The sequence below is a fragment of the Piscinibacter gummiphilus genome, assembly GCF_002116905.1.
GTDB lineage: Bacteria > Pseudomonadota > Gammaproteobacteria > Burkholderiales > Burkholderiaceae_C > Rhizobacter > Rhizobacter gummiphilus.
Window position 1 is genome coordinate 6,096,227 of record NZ_CP015118.1, and the last position, 17,630, is coordinate 6,113,856.

Below are 17,630 nucleotides of genomic sequence, written 5' to 3' on the forward strand. Positions count from 1 at the left end.
CACCGCAATGGACGCAGCCATCTCCCCGCCACGGTGCGCGCCATACCGCGAATTTGAAACTGGCACGGTCGATGCAATTGGTTTCACGTGACGTGGACGAACCGGCCGGTCGGACACGCGCAGCCAGACCCCCATTCGACAACCGCTCGACCTCACAGGAGTACCTGCAGTGAAGTTCCGATGCTCGCCCCGCCTCATCGCACGCCTGGCCCCGCTGCCCGTGGCCATCGCGATGGCCTTCTCGCTGCCCAGCAGCAGCGCCCATGACGAAACCGGCCCGGAAATCTGGTCGGTGCGCATCACCTACACCAGCCCCGACGAACTGGGCAAGCTCACGAAGCTGCTCGACCACCCGTACGTCGACCAGAAGAAGCACGAGGTCACCGCCGAGGTGGGCCCGGACGAACTCGCCAGCCTGAAGGCCATGGGCGCCAACGTCACCATCGACGAGACCGAGACCGCGCGCATCCACGCGTTCGTGACCGGCCGCGCGAAGGACGCCGAGGACCGCAAGGGCATCCTCGGTTGGGTGGGCACGAAGAGCATCGCCAACGGCGCGCACGGCTGCTACCGCACGGTGGAGGAGGTCTACACGACCTTCGACGACCTCGTCGCGAAGTACCCGAAGCTGGCCAAGGTGCAGACGCTCGGCAAGAGCTGGATGGGCGAGCAGCAGGTCATCCCGCCGGTGGGCACCGCGATCCCGGACAACAGCAAGTCGTCGTTCGCGAACCTGCTGATCAAGTACCTGCCGCCGTCGATCGTCACGCGCTTCAACCTGAGCCTGTTCCCCGTCGACCCGAACCCCGTCAAGGTGATCGTCGTCGGCAACTTCGAGAAGCAGGACGCGAAGGCCGAGGCCCCGCCGAACATGGTGTGGACGGGCGGCATCCACGCGCGCGAGTACGCGCCGCAGGAAGTCGGCATGAAGTTCATCGAGTGGCTGCTCGACAACTACGGCAAGGACCCGAACGCCACGATGATGCTGGACACCAACCGGTACCACTTCATCGTGCACAACCCGGACGGCCGCAAGATCGCCGAGCAGGACATCTCGGCCCGCCAGCGCAAGAACACGAACTACGTGACCGCGGCCTGCACCAGCGTCACCGGCGGTGTCACCAACACCCTCAGCTCGGGCGTCGACCTGAACCGCAACTACCCGTTCGGCTGGGCCACCGGCGGCACGGGCGGCTCCGACGGCAACTCGTGCGGCGAAACCTTCCGCGGCACCGGCCCGGCCTCCGAGCCGGAGACCAAGGCCGTGCTGAACTACGTGCGTGGCACCTGGAACCAGGCGGCGTGCAAGTGGGAAGGTGGCGCGCTGCCCGACGGCCGCCCGAAGAACGCGACCTACTGCAACCCCGAGAACCGCGACAACGGCGGCGCGGGTGAGCTCGACTGGCAGACCGGCGCCGACATGAACTACGGCGGCGGCGTGTTCATCGACCTGCACAGCAACGCCCGCGCGGTGCTGTGGCCGTGGGGCGTGGAGCGCACCGAGAACAACAACAACACGCACACGCCGAACAACAAGGGCATGGCGGTCATCGCGCAGCGCCTCGCGTACCACAACAACTACTCGTCGCAGCAGCTCCTCAGCTACAACACCGAGGGCACGACGAAGGACGCCGTCTACGGCTACCTCGGCGCCCCGGCGTACACGGTGGAGATGGGCCGGTCCTTCTACGAGGACTGCGGCGTGTTCGAACGCGAGACGTACCCGGAGAACTTCAACGGCTTCCACTACCTGAGCCGCGTGCTGCGCCGTCCGTACCAGCTGCCGTTCGGCCCGGACACCGTCAACGTGGCCGTGGGCAAGGCCTCGGTGGCCGCCGGCGAGCAGGTGAGCGTCACCGCCACCGTCGACGACAACCGCTACCGCTACTCGAACGCCGGCCAGGCCAACATCCTGCCGCCGCCGTACCCGGTGGTCTACAACGTGAAGTCCGCGATGGCCTACATCGACACGATGCCGTGGGAGCCGGGCGCGAAGGGCATCCCGCTCACGCTCTCGTCGTCCGACCAGGCCAAGTCCGACTTCCCGGACGCGACGAAGACCGTGACCGGCACGATCGACACCACCGGCCTCTCGGCTGGCCGCCACATGGTGTTCGTGCAGGGCGTGAACGACGACGACAAGGCCGGTGCCGTGTCGGCGGCGTTCCTCGACGTCACGGCCCCCACGGCAGCACCCGCGGCCGACGGTGGTGGCGGTGGCTCGATGCGCCTCCTCGACCTCGTCGCGATGCTGCTCGGCGTCGTGGGCCTCGGTGCCGCCGCGCACCGCGCCCGCCGCAGCCGCCGTTGATGCAGGGCGAGACCCGCTCCGCAACGAACCCCATCGAACCCTCCGCGCGGGACACCGTCCCGTGTCCCCGCGCGGCCCAACTTTCCTGGAAGTCCATGATGCGATTCAAACCCCAACCGCTGGTCCTGGCCCTCACCGGCCTTGCGGTCCTGTCCTTCGCCGGCTGTGGTGGCGATGACGACGCGCCCGCCACCGTCACCCCGCCGCCGGCCACCGCCGAGTCGAGCCTCGAAGGTGTCGTCTTCGACGGCCTGCTCGCCAACGCGACCGTCTGCGTCGACCTGAACGAGAACCGCGACTGCGATGCCGGCGAACCGTCGGCCACGACGTCCGCCACGGGCACCTACAAGATCGAGAAGCTGACGGCCGCCCAGGCCACCGGCTTCACGGTGCTCGCGAAGGCCGTGGCCGGCACGACGACGAACGCCGACGCGCCCGTCACCGCCGCCTTCACGCTGGCAGCGCCGGCCGGCAAGGCCGCCACCATCAGCCCGTACACGACCCTGGTCGTGTCCGAGGTCGACGGTGGCCGTGCGCCGAACCGCGCCCAGGCCGAGGAGAACATCCTCAGCAACCTCGTCGGCACCGCCGGCGACGTGGGCGGCCTCACGCTCTACTCGAACTACGCGAGCGACGAGACCGTCGGCACCGTGGCCAAGCGCGACAAGATGGCCGGCCTCGGCCAGCTGCTGACCGTCGCGTTCGCGAAGACGGTCGCCACGTCGGGCCTCACCGGCAAGGAGGGCTTCGGCGCGCTGGGCCAGGCCGCCACGGGCTCGCTGCAGCAGGTGCTGTCGCAGGTCGCGGGCAAACTCGCCGCCGCCGACCGCGACACGCTGTCGGCCGCGCTGCAGGACAGCCTCGTGCCCACCGCGGCCCACCTCGCCGACGTCAAGAACGCCACGGCGAAGACGGCTGCCGCGCCGATCGAAGGCGCGTGGATCAAGACGACGGCGGTGGGTGCGGCCACGCAGAAGGAGTTGTTCCTGTTCGCGGGCGACGGCACCTTCGTGCACCAGATGCTGGACTCGGGCGTCGCGCTCAACACGGCGGACGTCACCACCACGCAGTTCGACAACGGTTTCGGCTACAAGTACGGCCGCTACACGTTCGTCGGCGGCGTGCTGACCACGAGCCTCCTCGAGGCCTCGGAAGCGTCCGGCCCGGGCAGCGGCACGCTGAACAACGTCACCGTCACCGGCAACACGCTGACGGCGGACGGCGGCGTGACGTTCGAACGCGTGACCGGCACGGACCCGCTCGTGGGCGGCTGGGTGCGCCCGAACGGCAGCAACGAGCCCGAGTTCCTGGTGATGTTCGGTGACGGCACCTACGTGCACAGCACCTTCTACTACCAGAACGACCCGCAGACCGGCACGGCGACCTTCTTCGAGACCGCCAAGTCCGCCGGCCTGCGCAAGGGCGCGTACGTGCGCGACACCGCCAACACGAGCGTCGTGAACTTCGGCGACACCACGGTGGTCTTCAACGGCGCGCTCGCGATCCCGAGCGCACCGGGCGTCGCCCACGTGCAGCCGGACGGCAGCCTGTCGATGACGGGCCTGCGCCTCGTCAAGCTCGGCACGGCCGACGGCGCGAAGGCCATCACCGGCCTGTCGGAAGCCACCCGCTCGCGTCTGTGGTCCGGCCGCTACTTCAGCCGCACCGTCAGCATCGGCGGCGTGAACCGCCTGCAGTACGTGTACGTGCGCGGCCCGAACGACGTGCTGACGTTCCTGCAGCCCACCGTGGCCGGCGGCACCGCGGCCTGCGACACGCACCCCGGCGGCACGCCCGCGCCCGACTTCACGTCGGTCGCACCCGGCGACGGCAAGCTCAAGCAGTTCGTCGTGGGCACCAGCACCGCCGCCACGGCCGGCTACGCGCAGCGCCGCCTGAACATCGGCCAGCCGGGCGCCGCCGTCACGTACACGCCGATCGCCAAACCCACCAACACCACCGCGCGTTGCGTGTGGCCCATCTGAGTTCGAACTCCTTTCCCTCACCATGATGAAAACGACCATGAAACGATCGACCCTCGCCCTCGCGGTGCTGTGCGCCGCCCTCGGCACGGCCCATGCGCAGGAGAACGACACCCTGAAGAAGATCAAGGACAGCGGCGCGGCCACGATGGGCGTGCGCGAGTCCTCCGGCGCGCTCTCGTACACGCTCGGCGACGGCAAGTACACGGGCTTCCACGTCGAGATCTGCAACAAGGTCTTCGCCGACGTGCAGAAGCAGCTGGGCCTGTCGAAGCTCGACATCAAGTACCAGCCGGTGACGTCGCAGAACCGCATCCCCCTCATGCAGAACGGCACGGTGGACCTCGAGTGCGGTTCGACGACCAACAACGCCAAGCGCCAGGAAGACGTGGCCTTCGCGCCCACGCTCTACGTGGAGGAGGTGCGCATCGCCGTGAAGGGTGCCTCGGGCATCACGAACATCGAGCAGCTCGCGGGCAAGACGGTGGCCACCACCACCGGCACCACCTCGGTGATGCTGCTCCGCAAGCACCGCCGCGCCAACGGCGTCGAGTTCAAGGAAGTGTTCGGCAAGGACCACGCCGACGCCTTCCTGCTGCTCGAGTCGGGCCGTGCCGATGCGTTCGTGATGGACGGCCAGATCCTCGCCGGCAACATCTCGCGCGCGAAGGCGCCGGGCGACTTCAAGATCGTGGGCGACGTGCTCTCCGTCGAACCCATCGCCATCATGTACCGCAAGAACGACGCGGGCTTCAAGAAGGCGGTGGACGACAGCGTGAAGGCGATGCTCAAGAGCGGCGAAGTGGCCAAGCTCTACGACAAGTGGTTCCTGCAGCCGATCCCGCCGAGCAACACGCGCGTCGGGCTGGCCGCCAGCGAAGCCACGAAGTCGGCGTGGGCGAATCCGAACGACAAGCCGGTCGAGGAATACAAGCAGTAAATCCTCGGCACACCGGACCGCTCCCGCGGTCCGGTGCTCAGGCCGGCGTCAGGTTGCGGCGCCGGCCTTCCCGTTTCCGGGTCAGATGAACCCGAGGTTCGCGTTGAAGTTCTTCAGGTTCGGGAACACGATGTTCAGGTCGGCATCGCTCACGCCGAACCACTTGCCGAGCGTGGCGCCGATCTGGTCCACCGACACGCCGGGCAGGAAACTGCCGGAACCCACCTCGTCGGGCTGGCTCAGGCCCACCTGCGGGAAGCGCCCGTAGATCTCCTTGCCCTTGACCGCACCGCCGTACACGAAGTGGTGCGCCCCCCAGCCGTGGTCGGTGCCGTCGCCGTTCGTGGTGAACGTGCGGCCGAAGTCGGAGCCCGTGAAAAGGGCGACCTTGTCGCGCATGCCGATGGCGGCGAGCGCGGTGTCGAAATAGCCGATGGCGTGCGACAGGCGCGCCATCAGGTCGGCCTGGCCGCGGTTCTGGTTGTCATGGGTGTCGAAACCGCCCATCGACACGAAGAAGACCTGGCGCGTGGCGCCGAGGCCCGCGCGCGCGCCGATGATGCGCGTGACGGTCTGCAGCTGCACCGCGAGGTCGTTGTTCGCGAGCGTGCGCGTGGACGGGCGCATGTACTGCGTGGGCGCCGCCACGGTCGAGGCGGCATACGCCGTCTGGAAGACGGCCTGCGCGTCGATGGAGCGCTTGGTGATCACCGACTGCTCGCGCGCCATCAGGTGCGTGGCGTTGGTCTGCGTGATGATGTTGCGGTAATTCGTGGCCGCCGCGGCGGAACCGAACAGCGTGCCGGTGAGGTTGCCGATGGCGGTGGCGCCGTTGCTGCCCACCTGGTACTGGAACACGTTCTGCCCGGTCATGAAGACGGCGTTGCCGCCGGCCGAGATGCTCGTGAACACCGTGTTGGTGTTGCCGCCGGCCACGAGGTCGCCGAAGCGGCCGCCCCAGCCGATGCGCGCGCCCTCGGGCCCGAGGGCCTGCCACATCGACTGCTGGTCGTTGTGCGAGAACAGCTTGGCCGGGCGCTTCTTCGTGGTGTTGCTCTGGTACTCGGCCTTCGTCATCGGCTGCACGAGCGGGCCGGCGTTGGCGATGATGCCCAGGCGCGCCTGGCCGAACAGCGATTGCATCTCCGTCATCGACGGGTGCAGCGCGAAGGTGCGGGCGTTGTTCTCGGCGAACGCGGTGAAGTTGGGCACCACGGGCAGCACGCCGCCCAGCGCGGCGGGCGATGCCGCGGCCGCCGCGGCATCGGGGGCGGTGCCCGCGGCGCGCAGCGCGATCGGGTCGGTGCCGGTGTTGCGCACGGTGGTGTACGTGTTCCACGACGCCGTGTCGGTGGGCAGCACCATGTTGGCGGAGTCGTTGCCGCCGTAGAGGAAGAGGCACACGATGGCCTTGTAGTCGGCCGTCTGTGCCGCGGCGGTGTTCATCGCCGCGAGGTTCATCGCGAACGGAACACCTGCCGGTCCGACGGAACCGGCGATGAGCGAGGCACGGCGCAGGAACTCCCGGCGGGATGCGTGGTTCATGGTCATGGCGGGTTCCTCGTCACTTCTGGATCAGGTAGTCGGGCGACGCCATCGCGAGCATGAAGGCGATGCGCACGCGGTCGGTCTTGTCGGCCGTCACGTCGGCGGCGTTGGTGGCGGTGGCCTTGCGGATCGTCCGGCCCTCGACGGACGCGACGATCTGCGCACGCAGCGCCTCGGGCATCTGGCCCGACATCAGCAGCAGGTTCACGCGGTCGACCAGCTTCGGCACGTCCTCGGCGAGTTCGATGAACGGCGCCCAGTTCGGCTGCACGTCGCGCGAGGCACTGACGGAGATCCAGCCGCGGATGTAGTTGAGGTAGCCGGCGACGGACACCTCGTTGGTCAGTTGCAGCTCCGGTGCCACGAGGCCGGCCTTCGCGGCGTCGCTGCCCGGCGGGGTGTAGCCGGGGCGGAAGAAGTTGAAGACGGTGGGCGAACGCAGCACGGTCTGGCCGAGGCGGGTCACCGGGTTGTCGGTGTCGTCGATGCCCGTGTAGTTGCCCTTGACCGACGTGGCCTTCGTGGCACGCAGCAGGCTCGAGAGGCGCAGCACGGGCTCGCGCACCTTGCCGGCCGAGTTGCTCATCGCGTCGTACGTGCGGGCCTCGGAATCGAGCAGCACGGCCGTGAACACGGCCTTCATGTCGCCGCGCACGCCCTGGCCGTTGTTGTTGAACGCGTTCGCCACGCGGTTCACATAGGCCGGGCTCGGGTTGCTGGTGACCAGGCGCTGGATCAGCAGCTTGCCGAGGAAGGGGCCGACGTTCGGGTGGTTGTAGAGGGTGTCGAGCGCGACCTTCAGGTCGGCCTCGGCATCCGCCTTCGCGGCCGCGGGGATGGTGACGCCCAGGAACTTCTTCTCGGACACCGAGTGGTAGTTCGCGTAGGCCTGCATCGGCATCCAGTCGCGGTCGGGGTTGGCGTTGCCACCGCCGAAACGCGAGTTGGTGCGATCGGCGAGGTTCGGGCCGGCATACCAGCTCCAGCCGGTGAACACCTTGGCCAGGCCCTGGATGTCCTCGTGCGTGTAGGTCTCGGTGGGCGTGCCGCCCTTGTACGTACCGTCGTTGTTCAGCTCATACAGGCCGATGGAGAACAGCTGCATGATCTCGCGAGCGTAGTTCTCGTCGGGCACACGGCCCTTGCCGTCCTCCTTCTGGTTGCGCAGCATCGTGAGGTACTGGCCCATCACCGGGTGCAGCGTCACGGCCTCGAGCAGGTCGCGGTAGTTGCCGAAGGCCTTCTCGCCCAGCATGTCGTAGAAGGTCGCCACACCGCGGATCTGGCCCGAGACGTTGGAGTCGGCGAAGGACACCACGAAGATCTGCGACAGCGCGAACGCCGCCCGCTGGCGAAGCTGGTCGGGCCCGGTCAGCGCCTGCGTCCAGAACGACTCGCGGAAGTGCGACTGCTGGAGCGTGGAATCGGTGCCCACGAACGTGGCCGCGACGGCGTCGAGGTAGTTGCGGTGCGGGGTCTGCGGCACCGCCAGCTGCTGGCGGACCCACGCGGCCTGGCCGTGCAGGCGGACCCAGTCGATGCTTTCCTGGTTCGGACCGAACGAGGCCTGCGTGAGGAACCTCGCCGAGGCCTCGGCCGTGGGCTGTTCCGCCGGCGGCAGCGCGGCCACCGTCTCGCCCGTGTCTTCCTTCGCGCCGCCGCAGGCGGCCAGCAGCACCAGCAGCGCGGACGCCGCGGCGACCCTCGCCCTGTTCCCCAGATTCTTCGGAAGTGTGTTCACTTCGTGCCCCCTCATGCAAATAACACCCGGATACGGGTGCTTTTGCACGCGAAAGGCGTACCACCGGCGGAACGGCCGTTTTGACGCGTCAGACCGTCAATCCACGGCAGGTGGCGTGTGTCCGGCCGCCAGTTCCTGCGAAGGAACGTGACGAAACCGGTCTGAGATGAGTCGGATTGTTTCGGATGTAAACGGGCCGGACGACCTCAGCGCAAGGACGCGAGCGCCCGCTCCACGCGGTCCACGTCCTGTCCGGTGCGGCGCGCGAAGTCGCGGACCTGGTCGTCGCCGATCTTGCCGACGTTGAAGTAGGCCGACTCGGGATGGGCCAGGTAGAAGCCGCTGACGCTGGCCGCCGGCGTCATGGCCCAGCTTTCGGTGAGGCCCATGCCGATCTCGTCGCACGCGAGCGCGCGGAACATGTCGCCCTTGACCGTGTGGTCGGGGCACGCGGGATAACCCGGAGCCGGGCGGATGCCACGGTACTTCTCGGCGATGAGGGCGTCGGTGTCGAGCTGTTCGTCGGGCGCGTAGCCCCAGAAATCGGTGCGCACGCGCTGGTGCAGGCGCTCGGCGAAGGCCTCGGCGAGGCGATCGGCCAGCGCCTTGAACATGATCGAGCTGTAGTCGTCGTTCGCGTCGAGGAACTGCTTCTCCTTCTTCTCGGCCCCGAGGCCCGCGGTGACCGCGAAGAGGCCCACGTAGTCGGCCTTGCCCGAGGACTTGGGCGCGACGAAGTCGGCGAGGCAGCGGTTCGGGCGCTTCACGCCGTCGACCACCGGCCGCACGGTCTGCATGCGCAGGCCGTGCCAGGTCATCAGCACCTCGCTGCGCGTGTCGTCGGTGTAGATCTCGATGTCGTCGTCGTTGACGGTGTTCGCGGGGTACAGGCCGATCACGCCGTTGGCGGTGAGCCAGCGGCCCTCGATGAGGCGCTTGAGCATCGCGCGCGCGTCGGCGAACACCTTCGTGGCGGCTTCGCCCACCACCTCGTCGGTGAGGATGGCGGGGTACGGGCCCGCGAGGTCCCAGGTCTGGAAGAACGGGCCCCAGTCGATGCTGTCGGCGAGTTCGGCGAGGTCGTAGTTGCGGAACACGCGGCGGCCGGTGAACTTCGGCTTGGCGGGTTCGAACGCGGCCCAGTCGACGGGGGCCTTGTTGGCGCGGGCCTCGTCGAGCGTGACCAGCGGCGTGGCCTTCTTGTTCGCGTGCAGGTCGCGCACGTGGTCGTAGTCGGACTTGAGGTCGGCGATGAACGCGGCGGCCTTCTCGTCGCTCAGCAGGTCGCTGCAGACGCCCACGCTGCGGCTGGCGTCGGGCACGTAGACCACGGGGCCGTCGTAGTGCGGCGAGATCTTCACGGCCGTGTGCACGCGGCTGGTGGTGGCGCCGCCGATCAGCAGTGGCATGCGGCGGTCGCGGAAGTACGGGTCGCGCTGCATCTCGCCGGCCACGTACTGCATCTCCTCGAGGCTCGGCGTGATGAGGCCGGACAGGCCGATGATGTCGGCGCCTTCTTCCTTCGCCTTCGCGAGGATGTCCTGGCACGGGACCATCACGCCCATGTTGACGACCTCGAAGTTGTTGCACTGCAGGACCACCGTGACGATGTTCTTGCCGATGTCGTGCACGTCGCCCTTGACGGTGGCGATGACGATCTTGCCCTTGGCCTTCGCCTCGCCGCCCGCATCGATCAGCTGGCGCTTCTCTTCCTCGATGTAGGGCAGCAGGTGGGCCACGGCCTGCTTCATCACGCGGGCGCTCTTGACCACCTGAGGCAGGAACATCTTGCCCTGGCCGAACAGGTCGCCGACGACGTTCATGCCGTCCATCAGCGGGCCTTCGATCACGTGCAGCGGGCGGCCGCCCTTCGCGACGATGGCCTGGTACACCTCCTCGGTGTCCTCGACGATGAAGTCGTTGATGCCGTGCACGAGGGCGTGGCTCAGGCGTTCGGCGACGGGCTTGGCGCGCCACGCGAACTTCGCGGAGTCGTCCTTCGCGGCGCCCTTGGCGGTCTCGGCGATCTCGATCAGGCGTTCGCTGGGGGTGAGCTTCTCCTCGCCGTCCTTGTAGTTCGGCTGACGGTTCAGCACCACGTCTTCCACACGCTCGCGCAGCACCGGGTCGAGGTTGTCGTAGACGCCCACCATGCCGGCGTTGACGATGCCCATGTCCATGCCCGCCTGGATGGCGTGGTACAGGAACACGGTGTGGATCGCCTCGCGCATCGGGTCGTTGCCGCGGAAGCTGAAGCTGACGTTCGACACGCCACCGCTCACCTTCGCGCCCGGCAGGTTCTGCTTGATCCAGCGCGTGGCCTCGATGAAGTCGACGGCGTAGTTGTCGTGTTCCTCGATGCCCGTGGCGATGGCGAAGATGTTCGGGTCGAAGATGATGTCTTCCGGCGGGAAGCCGATCTCGTCGACGAGGATGCGGTACGCGCGCTCGCAGATCTCGGTCTTGCGGGCGTAGGTGTCGGCCTGGCCCTTCTCGTCGAAGGCCATCACGACGGTGGCCGCGCCGTAGCGGCGGATCAGCTTGGCCTGCTCGCGGAACGGCGCCTCGCCTTCCTTCATCGAGATGGAGTTGACGATGCCCTTGCCCTGGATGCAGCGCAGGCCGGCCTCGATCACGTCCCACTTGGAACTGTCGATCATGATCGGCACGCGCGAGATCTCGGGCTCGCTGGCGATCAGGTTCAGGAAACGCACCATGGACGCCTTGGCGTCGAGCATGGCCTCGTCCATGTTGACGTCGATCACCTGCGCGCCGTTCTCGACCTGCTGGCGGGCCACGCTCAGCGCCTGCTCGAACTCGCCGTTGAGGATCATCCGGGCGAAGGCCTTGGACCCGGTGACGTTGGTGCGCTCGCCGATGTTGACGAACAGGGTGCCTTCGCCGATCAGCACGGGCTCCAGGCCCGACAGTTTCATCGGAGGGGGAACGGCAACGGCAGTGGAAGAGGTCACGGTGTGGGAGCGGGTGAGCTGGGGAACCAGGAGAGAGGGATTTTATCGGCAAGCCGCGTCCCGGGCTCGGTTACAAGGCACGATGCGGAAGACGTTCCAATGGCCCTCCCGGCCTCGATGCCGCCAGAAAGCACAAGACCATGATCCCCGCGACGCTCTCCCCGGTTTCACGACTCGCCCTGCTCTCCACCGTCGGCGCCACGCTCTGGCTCGCCGGCTGCCACTCCGCCCCGCGGAAGGTGCCCGACGCACCGCCGGCCGTCGAGGGCTCCGCCCCCGGCCCGGCCTACGGCAAGCCGGCGCCCGGCGCCGGCTGGTCGCCCACGCTGCAGACCGCCCGCGGCCAGCTCGAGAGCCGCCTGAAGGGCACCGGGGTCACCGTCGACCGGAGTACCGACAACCGCCTGTGGATCACGCTGCCCGGCGACCAGAGCTTCGAGGCCAACCGGTCGGCGCTGAAGCCCGCCGCGCGGTCGGCCCTGGACCAGGTGGCGGTGGTCACCGGCAAGATCCCCAACATGGACGTGCGCATCGTGGGCCACACCGACAGCAAGGGTTCGGTGGCCGCGAACAACGCGCTGTCGCTCGACCGGGCGGCCAGCACGCGCGACTGGCTCGTGGCGCGCGGCTTCTCGCCGGTGCGCATCGCGGTGGCCGGCCGGGGCGCGCAGGACCCCGTGGGGTCCAACGACACCGATGCCGGCCGCGCGGCCAACCGCCGCGTGGAGATCCTGATCGGGGAGCGGACGGCGGCTACGCCGCCGTCGCCAGCAGCTCGCTGAACAACCCGCCGTGCACGCAGCGCGGCTGGTACTTGCCCACGCGGCGCGCGATCTCGGCGATGTGGTCGGGCGTGGTGCCGCAGCAGCCGCCGGCGATGTTCAGGAACCCCGCCTGCGCGAACTCCTCCACGAGGCCGCCGGTGATCTCCGGGGTTTCGTCGAAGCCCGTCTCGCTCATCGGGTTGGGCAGGCCGGCGTTCGGGTAGCAGCTGATGAAGGTGTCACCGGCGGCCTTCGTCAGCTCCTCGATGTACGGGCGCATCAGCGCCGCGCCCAGCGCGCAGTTCAGGCCGATGGCGAGCGGGCGCGCGTGGCGCACGCTGTGCCAGAACGCGGTGACGGTCTGGCCCGACAGGATGCGGCCCGACGCGTCGGTCACGGTGCCCGAGATGATGACCGGCAGGCGTTCGCCCGTGTTTTCCATCAGCTCGTCGAGCGCGAAGATGGCGGCCTTGGCGTTGAGCGTGTCGAAGATGGTTTCGACGAGGAACACGTCGGCGCCGCCTTCCAGCAGGCCTTCGCCCTGCTCGTAATACGCGGCGCGCAGTTCCTCGAAGTGCACGTTGCGCGCGCCCGGGTCGTTCACGTCGGGGCTGATGCTGGCGGTGCGCGGCGTCGGGCCGAGGGCGCCGGCCACGAACCGCGGCTTGTCGGGCGTGCTGTACTTGTCGCAGGCCTCGCGCGCGATGCGCGCGGCCACCACGTTCATCTCGCGGGCCAGCGGCCCGAGGCCGTAGTCGTCCTGGGCCACCGACGTGGCGCCGAACGTGTTGGTCTCGATCAGGTCGGCGCCGGCGGCGAGGTACTGCTCGTGGATCTCGCGGATCACGTCGGGGCGCGTGAACTGCAGCAGTTCGTTGTTGCCCTTGAGGTCCTTCGGGTGGTCGGCGAACCGCGTGCCGCGGTAGTCGGCCTCGCCCAGCTTGTAGCGCTGGATCATGGTGCCCATCGCCCCGTCGAGGATGACGATGCGGTCTTTCATGATGCCGGGCATTGCGGCGGCGCGGGTGAAGGCGGGCAGTTTCATCCCGCCATTGTAGGGAACCGGCCCCGCCCGGCCGCCCGCCGGGGTCACTCCACCCCGCTGCCCGTCCCGCTCACGAGCACCGGGCTGCGGTAGCCGGCCGGCTTGTCGCCCACGGTCGCGCCCCCGTACAGCATGCCCTGCATCGCGTTGGTGAAGAAGTAGTACGGGAAGGGCATCGCGGGGCGGCTCGCCTCGTCGAGGCGGTCCGCCAGGGCCTTCGGCAGCTCGAAGTCGAGCGCGCCGAGGTTGGCGTCCAGTTGCTCGGGGCGGCTCGCGCCGACGATGACCGACGCCACGCCCGGCCGGTTCGCCACCCAGTTCAGCGCCACTTGCGCGGCGGGGCGATCGACCTCGCGGGCCACCTGCTCCAGTGCGTCGACGATGGCCCAGTTGCGCTCGTTCAGGTGCTGGAAGGCCGGGTTGCCGTTGTCCTTCATCGCGGCCAGGCGGCCGTCGGGGTTCGCGTCGCGGCGGTAGCGGCCCGACAGCAGGCCGCTCGCGAGCGGGCTCCACACGGTGATGCATGCCCAGCTCGGTGGCCACGCGCACGTGTTCGTGCTCGATGTTGCGCTCGACCAGCGAGTACTGCAGCTGCAGCGCCGACACCGGCTCGTACCCGCGCCACTCGGCGATCGTCTGCGCCCGCGCCGCGTACCACGCGGGCACGTCGGACAGGCCCACGTGGCGCACCTTGCCGCTGCGCACCAGGTCGTCCATCGTGCGCATCACCTCCTCGGCGGGCGTGATCTGGTCCCAGGCGTGCACGTAGTACACGTCGAGGTAGTCGGTGCCGAGGCGCTTCAGCGAGCCCTCCACCGCGCGCAGCAGGTTCTTGCGGCCGTTGCCGCCGCCGTTGGCATTGCGGTCCCCGAGGTTGAACGTGTACTTGCTGGCGAGCACCACCTGGTCACGGGCCTTCGCGTCGCGGACGAACTCGCCGAGCCAGGCCTCGCTGGTGCCGTTCGTGTAGACATCGGCCGTGTCGATGAAGTTGCCGCCGCGCGCGACGTACGTGTCGAAGATGCGGCGGGCCGCCTCCTTGTCCGACCCCCAGCCCCATTCGGTGCCGAAGGTCATCGCGCCGAGCGACAGGCGGCTCACGCGCAGGCCGGTGCGGCCGAGGGTGTAGTACGGGGTGCTGGCGGTGGTCATCGAAGGCTCCGGGTGGGGTGGGATGACGTGACTGTAGGCACCGGCTTTCCATCGATAAATGCCCATAATCTTCACGAACTCTGAAGAACGGCTTTGCAATGAAACTCACCCAGCTCGACGGCCTGGTGGCCTTCATCACGGTCGCGCAGCGACGCAGCTTCACGGAGGCGGCCGCGGCGCTGGAGGTCACGCCACCGGCCGTGAGCCAGGCGGTGCGGCAGCTCGAGACCCGGCTGGGCGTGCGGCTGCTGAACCGCACCACGCGCAGCGTGAGCCTCACCGAGGCCGGCGAGCGCTACCTCGGGCGCGTGGGGCCCGCGGTGGGCGAACTGCTGTCCGCCACCGACGACCTCGACGCGTGGCGCGGCGGGCCGAGCGGCCGGGTGCGCGTGAACGCGCCCCACATCGTCTACGAGACGCTGCTGCGCCCCGCCACCGCGTCGTTCCTGCAGGCCCACCCCGGCGCGCGGGTGGAGATGCGCATCGAGGACGGCTTCTCCGACATCGTGGAACAGGGCGGCGACCTGGGCGTGCGCCTCGGCGAATCGGTGCAGCGCGACATGGTGGCCGTGGCGCTGACGCCGAAGGAGCGCACCTGCATGGTCGCGTCACCCGCTTACGCGGCGCGGCACGGGCTGCCCGCCACGCTCGACGACCTGCGGCACCACGACTGCATCCGCTACCGCTTCCCGTCGAGCGGGGCCATCTACCGCTGGGAGGTGCGCCGCAACGGCCGGCTGGCCGAGGTGGAGGTGGACGGGCCGCTGACACTGTCGGACAGCCTGAACATGGCCCGCGCCGCGCTGGACGGCCTGGGCATCGCCTACACGTTCGAACGCCAGGTGGCCGGCGACCTCGCCGCGGGCCGGCTGCTGCCGGTGCTGCCGTCGGCATGGCACACCATGCCCGGCTTCCACTTCTACTACCCGAGCCGGCGCCAGATGCCGCCCACGGTGCGGGCGTTCATGGACCACTGCATCGCGTTCAATGCAGCGGCGTCGACAGTGAATCGTCGAACAGCGACGGGCGGAAGTCGAGGGCGCTCGGCCCCTCGTCCTTGATGGCCCAGAGGGTCAGCGCCTTCGCGGACATGGGCTTGGCGAACAGGAAGCCCTGCAGCTCGTCGCAGCCGAGCGTGCGCAGGATCTTCTGCTGCGCCTCGGTCTCCACGCCTTCGGCCACCACCTTCAGGCCGAGGGCCTGAGCGAGCTTGACGACGGCGTCGACGATGGCGCGGGCGTCCGCGCTCGATTCGAGGTCCATCACGAAGCTGCGGTCGATCTTCAGCTCCTCGGCCGCCAGCTGGCGCAGGTAGCTGAGGCTCGAGTAGCCCGTGCCGAAGTCGTCGATCGACAGGTGCACGCCGGCGGCCGAGAGGCGCTCGATCACCTGCAGCGTGGTGCGGGTGTCCTCCATCGCGGCGGACTCGGTGATCTCGCAGGTCAGCAGGCCGGGTTCGACGCGATGGCGGTGCAGCGCGTCGACGATGCGGTCGACGAGGTCTTCCTGGCGCAGCTGGTGCACCGACAGGTTGATGGCCACGCGCATGCGCAGGCCGCCGTCGCGCCAGGTGCGGATCTGCTTGCAGACGTCCTCGATCAGCCAGTTGCCCAGTGCGTTGATGAGGCCGAATTTCTCGGCGAGCGGGATGAAGATGTGCGGCCCGACCATGCCGCGCTGCGGGTGGTGCCACCGCATCAGCGCCTCGGCGCCGGTGATCTGGCCGCTGGGCGCATGGACCTTCGGCTGGTAGTACAGCTCGAGCTCGTGGTGCTGGATCGCACGGCGCAGGTCGCGCAGCAGGTCCACCTGCTCGCGCGCGCCGGCCACCATGCGAGGGTCGAACATGACCTGGTTGCCGCCGCCGTTGCGCTTGGCCGAGTGCATGGCCGCCGCGGCGTGGGGGATCAGCTTGGCCTGGTCGCCGTGGTCCGGGTACATCGCCACGCCCACCGAACACGACATCGTCAGCTCGCGCTGCTCCACCACGCAGGGCTCGTTGAGCGCCTTCATCAGCCGCGCGGCCATGGCCATCGCCTGCGACGGGTCGGGGTGGCCTTCGAGCACCATCAGGAACTCGTCGCCGCCGGCCCGGGCGACGATGTCGCGGGTGCCGGTGAGCGCGCGCAGGCGCTTGCCCATCTCGCACAGGACCGCGTCACCGGCGGCCTGGCCGAGCGACTCGTTGACCGTCTTCAGGCCGTCGAGGTTGATGAACAGCAGCGCCACGCGCTGGGACTGCCGGTCGGCGCGGGTGGTGGCGCGCAGCAGCCACGTCTCGAACATCGCGCGGTTGGGCAGGCCGGTGAGGGGGTCGGTCTGGGCCGCGATCTGCAGTTCCTCGCGGGCGCGGCGCAGCGCGGCCTTGAACTGCGACTCGAGGATCGACGACAGCAGCAGCAGCGCGATGAGGCTCGGCACCGCGAGGGTGGCGAGCGCGAAGAGGGTGTCGCCGCTGACGGTGCCGGCGGCGGCCGGGGACACCGCATCCCACGGCACCGCCACCCAGCGGGTCACGAGGAAGTCGGCGGCGACGATGGCCGTGCCGAGGGGCACCGCGGCGAGCGCCTGCCAGGCCAGCGTGTGGCGCGTGGCCGGCCGGCGGCATCGCGAGAAGACGTACCAGGCGAGGGCCACGCCCGCCACCAGCGGCACCGCGCCGGCGAGCCACGGGCCGGCGTCGTGCCAGTGCAGTCCCGGGTGCAGTTCGACGGCGCCCAGCAACAGCAGCGGCACCGCGCACAGGAAGGTGCCCAGCACCACCGCGCCGGCGATGCCCCGGGCGGGCCGCCGCAGCCGGTCCACGGCCAGCCCGATGCCCAGCAGCGAGCCGATGTAAGCGAGCACCAGCGTTCCGAACACCGACCAGGCGTGGAAGTGCATCACCGCCGGCAGGCCGCTGTGGGCCATCGCGATGAAATGTGCGGCGCACAGGCCCGTGGCCAGTGCCAGCGCCGCGCCAGCGAGCGCACGCATCGCCGTCGGGCGGTGGGCCGACAGCACGCCGCGGGACAGGTCCAGTGCGGCGTACGCGGCGAACAGCGCCAGCCCCCAGGACACCAACCACCATCCCGTGTTGAGGCTCCAATCGATCATTCCCGTTTGCATCTGGGCCTCGGAGTTCTTCTTTATCCGAGGGTCTTCGGCAGATCGCCGCCAGACTTGAGGGCGGATT

The 17,630-nt window shown here is 69.1% G+C and carries 11 protein-coding genes and 1 pseudogene; 5 read left to right on the top strand and 7 right to left on the bottom strand.

Annotated features, from left to right (window positions below):
- Positions 1 to 169 precede the first annotated feature (169 nt).
- The 3 genes from A4W93_RS27930 (at position 170) to A4W93_RS27940 (ending at position 5,233) form a co-directional block, all read left to right on the top strand.
- Entirely contained in the window at positions 170 to 2,311 is a 2,142-nt protein-coding gene (locus A4W93_RS27930) for a M14 family zinc carboxypeptidase (RefSeq protein ID WP_085753721.1), read from the top strand.
- Between the two features lie 95 nt (positions 2,312 to 2,406).
- Complete coding sequence (locus A4W93_RS27935) at positions 2,407 to 4,296, top strand: hypothetical protein (RefSeq protein WP_085753722.1); 1,890 nt, start codon at positions 2,407 to 2,409, stop codon at positions 4,294 to 4,296.
- A gap of 37 nt (positions 4,297 to 4,333) precedes the next feature.
- Positions 4,334 to 5,233, top strand: a complete 900-nt coding sequence (locus A4W93_RS27940) for an amino acid ABC transporter substrate-binding protein (RefSeq protein WP_085753723.1) — start codon at positions 4,334 to 4,336, stop codon at positions 5,231 to 5,233.
- An 81-nt stretch (positions 5,234 to 5,314) separates the two neighbouring features.
- Here the strand turns inward: A4W93_RS27940 and A4W93_RS27945 are convergent, their stop codons facing one another.
- The 3 genes from A4W93_RS27945 to metH all read right to left on the bottom strand — a co-directional run bounded on the left by A4W93_RS27945 (position 5,315) and on the right by metH (position 11,494).
- Positions 5,315 to 6,784 carry a DUF1501 domain-containing protein gene (locus A4W93_RS27945; protein ID WP_085753724.1) on the bottom strand — a complete coding sequence of 490 codons (1,470 nt, stop codon included), beginning with the start codon at positions 6,782 to 6,784 and terminating at the stop codon, positions 5,315 to 5,317.
- A gap of 13 nt (positions 6,785 to 6,797) precedes the next feature.
- Entirely contained in the window at positions 6,798 to 8,522 is a 1,725-nt protein-coding gene (locus A4W93_RS27950; RefSeq protein WP_237357639.1) for a DUF1800 domain-containing protein, read from the bottom strand.
- A 206-nt stretch (positions 8,523 to 8,728) separates the two neighbouring features.
- Positions 8,729 to 11,494: a methionine synthase gene (gene metH, locus A4W93_RS27955; protein ID WP_407081697.1), complete on the bottom strand. Its 2,766-nt coding sequence runs from the start codon at positions 11,492 to 11,494 to the stop codon at positions 8,729 to 8,731.
- A gap of 140 nt (positions 11,495 to 11,634) precedes the next feature.
- On the opposite strand from metH, the gene A4W93_RS27960 reads away from it, so the two are divergent.
- Positions 11,635 to 12,276, top strand: coding sequence for an OmpA family protein (locus A4W93_RS27960; RefSeq protein WP_085753727.1), 642 nt, complete (start codon positions 11,635 to 11,637; stop codon positions 12,274 to 12,276).
- Here the strand turns inward: A4W93_RS27960 and A4W93_RS27965 are convergent.
- The 3 genes and pseudogenes from A4W93_RS27965 to A4W93_RS30590 all read right to left on the bottom strand — a co-directional run.
- Positions 12,248 to 13,303 carry a homocysteine S-methyltransferase family protein gene (locus A4W93_RS27965; protein ID WP_085753728.1) on the bottom strand — a complete coding sequence of 352 codons (1,056 nt, stop codon included), beginning with the start codon at positions 13,301 to 13,303 and terminating at the stop codon, positions 12,248 to 12,250. The genes A4W93_RS27960 and A4W93_RS27965 overlap by 29 nt on opposite strands.
- A 44-nt stretch (positions 13,304 to 13,347) precedes the next feature.
- On the bottom strand, positions 13,348 to 13,818 hold the full coding sequence (locus A4W93_RS30585) for an aldo/keto reductase (protein WP_250644873.1): 471 nt from the start codon (positions 13,816 to 13,818) through the stop codon (positions 13,348 to 13,350).
- Between the two features lie 67 nt (positions 13,819 to 13,885).
- Positions 13,886 to 14,521, bottom strand: a pseudogene (locus tag A4W93_RS30590) (aldo/keto reductase); the annotation flags it as partial.
- A 32-nt stretch (positions 14,522 to 14,553) separates the two neighbouring features.
- Between A4W93_RS30590 and A4W93_RS27975 the strand changes: the two are divergent.
- Positions 14,554 to 15,516 carry a LysR family transcriptional regulator gene (locus A4W93_RS27975; RefSeq protein ID WP_085753729.1) on the top strand — a complete coding sequence of 321 codons (963 nt, stop codon included), beginning with the start codon at positions 14,554 to 14,556 and terminating at the stop codon, positions 15,514 to 15,516.
- Here the strand turns inward: A4W93_RS27975 and A4W93_RS27980 are convergent.
- Entirely contained in the window at positions 15,440 to 17,551 is a 2,112-nt protein-coding gene (locus A4W93_RS27980) for a putative bifunctional diguanylate cyclase/phosphodiesterase (protein WP_169726596.1), read from the bottom strand. The genes A4W93_RS27975 and A4W93_RS27980 overlap by 77 nt on opposite strands.
- Positions 17,552 to 17,630: the final 79 nt, after the last annotated feature.

Excerpts from the sequence above, each read along its gene's own strand:
- A4W93_RS27935 (WP_085753722.1), top strand. The coding sequence starts at position 2,407 with ATGATGCGATTCAAACCCCAACCGCTGGTCCTGGCCCTCACCGGCCTT.
- A4W93_RS27940 (WP_085753723.1), top strand. The coding sequence starts at position 4,334 with ATGAAACGATCGACCCTCGCCCTCGCGGTGCTGTGCGCCGCCCTCGGC.
- A4W93_RS27945 (WP_085753724.1), bottom strand. The coding sequence starts at position 6,784 with ATGACCATGAACCACGCATCCCGCCGGGAGTTCCTGCGCCGTGCCTCG.
- A4W93_RS27960 (WP_085753727.1), top strand. The coding sequence starts at position 11,635 with ATGATCCCCGCGACGCTCTCCCCGGTTTCACGACTCGCCCTGCTCTCC.
- A4W93_RS27965 (WP_085753728.1), bottom strand. The coding sequence starts at position 13,303 with ATGAAACTGCCCGCCTTCACCCGCGCCGCCGCAATGCCCGGCATCATG.
- A4W93_RS27975 (WP_085753729.1), top strand. The coding sequence starts at position 14,554 with ATGAAACTCACCCAGCTCGACGGCCTGGTGGCCTTCATCACGGTCGCG.
- A4W93_RS27980 (WP_169726596.1), bottom strand. The coding sequence starts at position 17,551 with ATGATCGATTGGAGCCTCAACACGGGATGGTGGTTGGTGTCCTGGGGG.